Origin of the sequence: Pseudomonas sp. HMWF021, assembly GCF_003061005.1 — a bacterium.
Taxonomy (GTDB): Bacteria; Pseudomonadota; Gammaproteobacteria; order Pseudomonadales; family Pseudomonadaceae; genus Aquipseudomonas.
This window is the reverse complement of sequence record NZ_QAIK01000103.1, coordinates 1-5,074: the sequence shown is the minus strand read 5'-3', so window position 1 is coordinate 5,074 and position 5,074 is coordinate 1. Positions and strand designations below refer to the sequence as shown.

Sequence of the window (5,074 nt, the reverse complement as noted above, 5' to 3'; positions counted from 1 at the left end):
CCAATTGCCGCCTGCGCTATTTGAGCAGCAGGCGGCCTAATACTCCTACGGAGTGGTTTAAAAAAACTGAACCACTACACCGCAGGCTGCGATCTTTTCAGCGATGGACAGAGATTTTTCATAAGCAGGCTAATAAATCTGCTTATCCCCCCATCGTCCGGGCTGCGAAACCGCTCAAGAATGAAGTATTGTTGTGCCCATCCAAAAAAAACGTCAGAAGCCTTGAACCGTTTCGGCGGTTGTTCAGTGATAGAGGGTGTCATGGGTTACGAAAGCATCAATTGGGACAAGCTGGGTTTTGACTACATCAAGACCGACAAACGCTATCTGTCGTACTTTCGCAATGGCGAGTGGGACAAAGGCACCCTGACCGAAGACAACGTGCTGCACATCAGCGAAGGCTCGACTGCCCTTCACTATGGCCAGCAGTGCTTCGAAGGCCTGAAGGCCTATCGTTGCAAGGACGGCTCGATCAACCTGTTCCGTCCGGACCAGAACGCAGCGCGCATGCAGCGCAGCTGCGCTCGCCTGCTGATGCCGCACGTCTCCACCGAGCAGTTCATCGAAGCGTGCAAGGATGTGGTTCGCGCCAACGAGCGCTTCATCCCTCCGTACGGCACCGGCGGCGCGCTGTACCTGCGTCCGTTCGTGATCGGCGTGGGTGACAACATCGGCGTGCGCACCGCTCCGGAGTTCATCTTCTCGGTGTTCGCAATCCCGGTTGGTGCCTACTTCAAGGGCGGCCTGACCCCGCACAACTTCCAGATTTCCAGCTTCGACCGCGCGGCGCCACAAGGCACCGGTGCGGCCAAGGTCGGTGGCAACTACGCCGCCAGCCTGATGCCGGGTTCCCAGGCCAAGAAGGCGAACTTCGCCGACGCCATCTACCTGGATCCGCTGACCCACAAGAAGATCGAGGAAGTCGGTTCGGCCAACTTCTTCGGGATCACCCACGACAACAAGTTCATCACCCCGAACTCGCCGTCGGTGCTGCCGGGCATCACCCGCCTGTCGCTGATCGAACTGGCGAAAACCCGTCTGGGTCTGGAAGTGGTTGAAGGCGACGTGCTGATCGACAAACTGTCGGACTTCAAGGAAGCCGGTGCCTGCGGTACGGCTGCAGTGATCACGCCGATCGGTGGCATCAGCTACAACGACCACCTGCACGTGTTCCACAGCGAAACCGAAGTCGGCCCGGTTACCCAGAAGCTCTACAAGGAGCTGACTGGTGTGCAGACCGGCGACATCGAAGCGCCAGCAGGCTGGATCGTCAAGGTTTGATCTGACGGCCAGATGTACAAAAGCCCTCCATCAAGTGATTGATGGGGGGCTTTTACGTTGTGAGGATCAAGATCAAAAGATCGCAGCCTGCGGCAGCTCCTACAGGAGATCTGTGTAGGAGCTGCCGCAGGCTGCGATCTTTTGATCTTTTGATTCTATTTCACCGCAATCCGCTTCCCGCCCCGCGCGGCAATCCCGCTGGCCTGCCCGTTCTGCTGCTTGCCCGTGCGCGCCTGGGTGATCAATCCGGGAATCAACTCCCCTTCCGGCAGATTCTTCCAGAACCGCACCGGCAAATGCCCTTGCATGACCTTCTCGTTCAACCGCGCCGGGTTGAAGATGTGGCTGTAGTACGTCAGCCATAGCTCGCCATGCGGGTCATCGATGTTCTGCGCCAGTTGCTGCCATTCCACCGGGCACTGGCGTTGATGAATCAACTGCTCGCCGTCGTAATACACCCCGTCACGCGGCGTGGCGATCAACCAGCGGTGGCGGCCCATTCGCCTGACGAAATGCTCGCTGGCGCTGTGCAGGATGTCGTGGGCCGGTTCGTGCCACGCCACGTATTGCGGGCCTGGCTGATCCTGCGGGCGTTCGATGAAACGCACGAACGCATGCAAATGGTGGGCTTCGCGGTGTACCTGTTTGATCCGCCGCTGCAACTCGCTGCCGAGTTTGTCACCGGCCATCATCGCCGTACGGTCGCCGTGGCTGACGCGCCACAGCACTTCATACAGCAGACTCCAGCGCTGGTCGCCACGGTACTGCGCCGCTTGTTCCAGGGTGTCGAGCAAGGCGCGAGGGATGCGTGCCTGAAACGGCCCCTGCCCCTCGGGCACCGACACGTCACTGGCAAACAGGTCGCTGACACCCTCCGACGCCCAGCTCACCAGGCTCGGGTCGACTTCATGGCTGAGCAGCCAGCGCGCCTGTTGGCGCCAGGTGTCGAACAGGTCGTCGCAATCGAGATTGATCATCCCCACAACCCCATCTGCTGCGGCTGCGGCCGGTCGCGCAGTTGCTGATAGAGCATGTGGCTGGTGACCTCCGCCTGCTGCGGATGGTAATCGCTGGTGATGATGAACGGCTTGGCCTTGGCCAAAACACAGCGCATGCGTGCCACGTCTTCGTAGCGAATGCGCCGTTGCTGGCGCAATTGCACCAGACGTTCGGTGGTGCGCAGGCCAATGCCCGGAATACGCGCGATCAGCGACGGCTCGGCGCGATTCAGGTCCAGCGGAAACACTTCGCGGTTCTGCAGCGCCCAGGCCAGTTTCGGGTCGATGTCCAGCGCCAGATTGCCCGGGCCTTTGAGCAACTCATTCGCGCTGTAGCCGTAACTGCGCAAGAGGAAATCGGCCTGATACAACCGGTGTTCGCGCATCAGCGGTGGTGCGGCCAGCGGCACGCTTTTCGGGCTGTCGGGGATCGGGCTGAAGGCCGAGTAGTACACGCGCCGCAAGCGGTAGTTGCCATACAACGACTGCGCGCTGTGCAGGATCGTGCTGTCGTCGGTGTCATCGGCGCCGACGATCATTTGCGTACTCTGCCCGGCGGGGGCGAATTTTGCCGAACGCGGTTCGTTGAGCACCGTTTGCACGCCGGTGTAAATGGTGTTCATCGCCTGCTTGATCGACCCGATCTGCTTCTCCGGCGCCAGGGTTTGCAGGCTGGCATCGGTGGGCAATTCGATGTTGACGCTGAGACGATCAGCGTAGCGCCCGGCCTCCTCGATCAACGCCGGGTCGGCCTCGGGAATGGTCTTGAGGTGGATGTAACCGCGAAATTCGTGCTCTTCGCGCAACAGCTTCGCCACCCGCACCAGTTGCTCCATGGTGTAGTCCGCCGAACGGATGATCCCCGAGCTGAGAAACAGCCCGCTGACGCAGTTGCGCCGGTAGAAATCCAGGGTCAGCGTGACCACTTCTTCGGGCGTGAAACGGGCGCGCGGCACATCGCTGGAGCGACGATTGACGCAGTATTGGCAGTCGTAGAGACAGAAATTGGTCAGCAGGATTTTAAGTAACGATACGCAGCGACCGTCCGGCGTATAGCTGTGGCAGATGCCCATGCCATCGGTCGAGCCCAGCCCGCTCTTGCCTTCGGAGCTGCGCTTGGGCGCGCCGCTGCTGGCGCAGGAGGCGTCGTACTTGGCGGCGTCGGCGAGGATGCTTAGCTTGTCGATGATTTGCATGGCGGTGACTCGATACTGGTTATGCGTACAGTATCGAGTCTATTGGATCGGCACAAGGTGCAAAACAGGATCAAAAGGCTGCAGCCGATCAGCTGTACTTCCTCTGTATGAGCTGTCGAAGGCTTGGGCCGCGATCGGACGATCTTTCGCTTGCGTGGATTGCGCTGCTGCGCCCCTTAAGCGCTGCGCAACTCGATAGTCAGGTGCGACAACTCATGCACCGGCGCCAGCCGTTCGCGAATCGCCTCCGCCGTCACACCTGCCGCCGCAACCACACTGACAATCGCCGCCCGCGCCTGCGGGCCGACCTGCCAGACGTGCAGATCGCTGATGCGAACATCGTCCGAAGTTTCCAGCAGCTCGCGGATCTCCGCTGCCACCGGCTCGTCGGTGGTGTCGAGCAGCACTGCGGCGCTGTCGCGCATCAGGTTGTAGGCCCATTTGGCGATAACGATGGAGCCGACAATGCCCATCACCGGGTCCAGCCATACCCAGCCCAGATAACGGCCGGCCAGCAACGCGGCAATCGCCAGCACCGAGGTCAGGGCGTCGGCCAGCACATGGACGTAGGCCGAACGCAGGTTGTTGTCGTGATGGTGATGATGATCGTGGCGCTGATCATGCTGATGGCCGTGGTCATGGCCGTGATGGCCCATCAGCAGGAAGGCGCTGAGGATGTTTACGCCTAGCCCGACGATGGCAATCACCGTCGCTTCGCCGAATGCCACCGAGGTGGGTTCAAACAAACGAAAAACCGACTCGCCGGCGATGCCCAGGGACACCAGGCCCAGCACCATGGCTGAGGCGAAACCGGCCAGATCGCCGACCTTGCCGGTGCCGAAACTGTAACGGCGGTTGTTGGCATTGCGCCGGGCGAAACCGTAGGCCGCCGCAGCGATGCCCAACGCGCCGGCATGGGTCGCCATGTGGAAACCGTCGGCCAGCAGGGCCATGGAACCGGTGAGGTAACCGGCGGCGATCTCGCCGATCATCATCACGAACGTCAGCGCCACCACCCACAACGTGCGGCGGGCGTTTTCGTCGTGGGACGCGCCGAGAAACTGGTGATCGTGGCTGAAACGGTCAGCGTTTGGGGTCAGGCTCATGATGCGCGTGCTCTATTTGGCATAACGACGGATGGCTTGCAGCAGATCTTCGGCGCCCTGGGCGCGTTGTTCATCGCTGAGGTCGGGATGGGCGACGTGCTCGCGGGTGTGGGCCTCGATGAACTGCTCCATCAAACCGTTGACCGCCCCGCGAATCGCCGCCACCAGATGCAAGGTCTTGGCGCAATCGGCATCGCCCTCCAGCGCTTTTTCCACGGCCTGCACCTGCCCGGCAATCCGCCGCACGCGGTTGAGCAGCTCGTCTTTGTGTTCATGAATGTGCGACATACCTATACCCCCTACTCCTATATGGCGGGCATGGTCGCCGATGGCTTGGGCAATCGCAAGTTCGGTGAGCATTCAAAGGATGAACGGGATGCTGAAAGCGACTTCACTCCCACTGGGGGAGCCAGCTGCTCGCGAAGGTGGTGTGCCTGCTAGTAAAGATGCTGGATGAGCCGGCCCCTTCGCGAGCAGGCTCACTCCTACATTT

Annotated in this window: 5 protein-coding genes; 1 reads left to right on the top strand and 4 read right to left on the bottom strand. The window is 60.9% G+C overall.

Annotated features, from left to right (window positions below; genetic code table 11):
• The first annotated feature begins 261 nt into the window (after positions 1-261).
• Positions 262-1,281 (top strand): branched-chain amino acid aminotransferase, encoded by a 1,020-nt coding sequence (locus DBR18_RS13735; protein ID WP_108590713.1) that lies wholly within the window; start codon positions 262-264, stop codon positions 1,279-1,281.
• Between the two features lie 155 nt (positions 1,282-1,436).
• Here DBR18_RS13735 and DBR18_RS13730 read toward each other — a convergent pair whose 3' ends face one another.
• From DBR18_RS13730 to DBR18_RS13715, 4 genes are all read right to left on the bottom strand, one after another.
• Positions 1,437-2,258: a TIGR03915 family putative DNA repair protein gene (locus DBR18_RS13730; RefSeq protein ID WP_108590712.1), complete on the bottom strand. Its 822-nt coding sequence runs from the start codon at positions 2,256-2,258 to the stop codon at positions 1,437-1,439.
• A complete protein-coding gene (locus tag DBR18_RS13725; RefSeq protein WP_108590711.1) occupies positions 2,255-3,475 on the bottom strand; it encodes a putative DNA modification/repair radical SAM protein in 1,221 nt (406 codons plus the stop codon). Before DBR18_RS13725 ends, DBR18_RS13730 begins: the two co-directional genes overlap by 4 nt.
• 176 nt (positions 3,476-3,651) lie before the next feature.
• Positions 3,652-4,581, bottom strand: coding sequence for a CDF family Co(II)/Ni(II) efflux transporter DmeF (gene dmeF / locus DBR18_RS13720; protein ID WP_108590710.1), 930 nt, complete (start codon positions 4,579-4,581; stop codon positions 3,652-3,654).
• A 12-nt stretch (positions 4,582-4,593) separates the two neighbouring features.
• A complete protein-coding gene (locus DBR18_RS13715) occupies positions 4,594-4,869 on the bottom strand; it encodes a metal/formaldehyde-sensitive transcriptional repressor (RefSeq protein WP_108590709.1) in 276 nt (91 codons plus the stop codon).
• Positions 4,870-5,074: the final 205 nt, after the last annotated feature.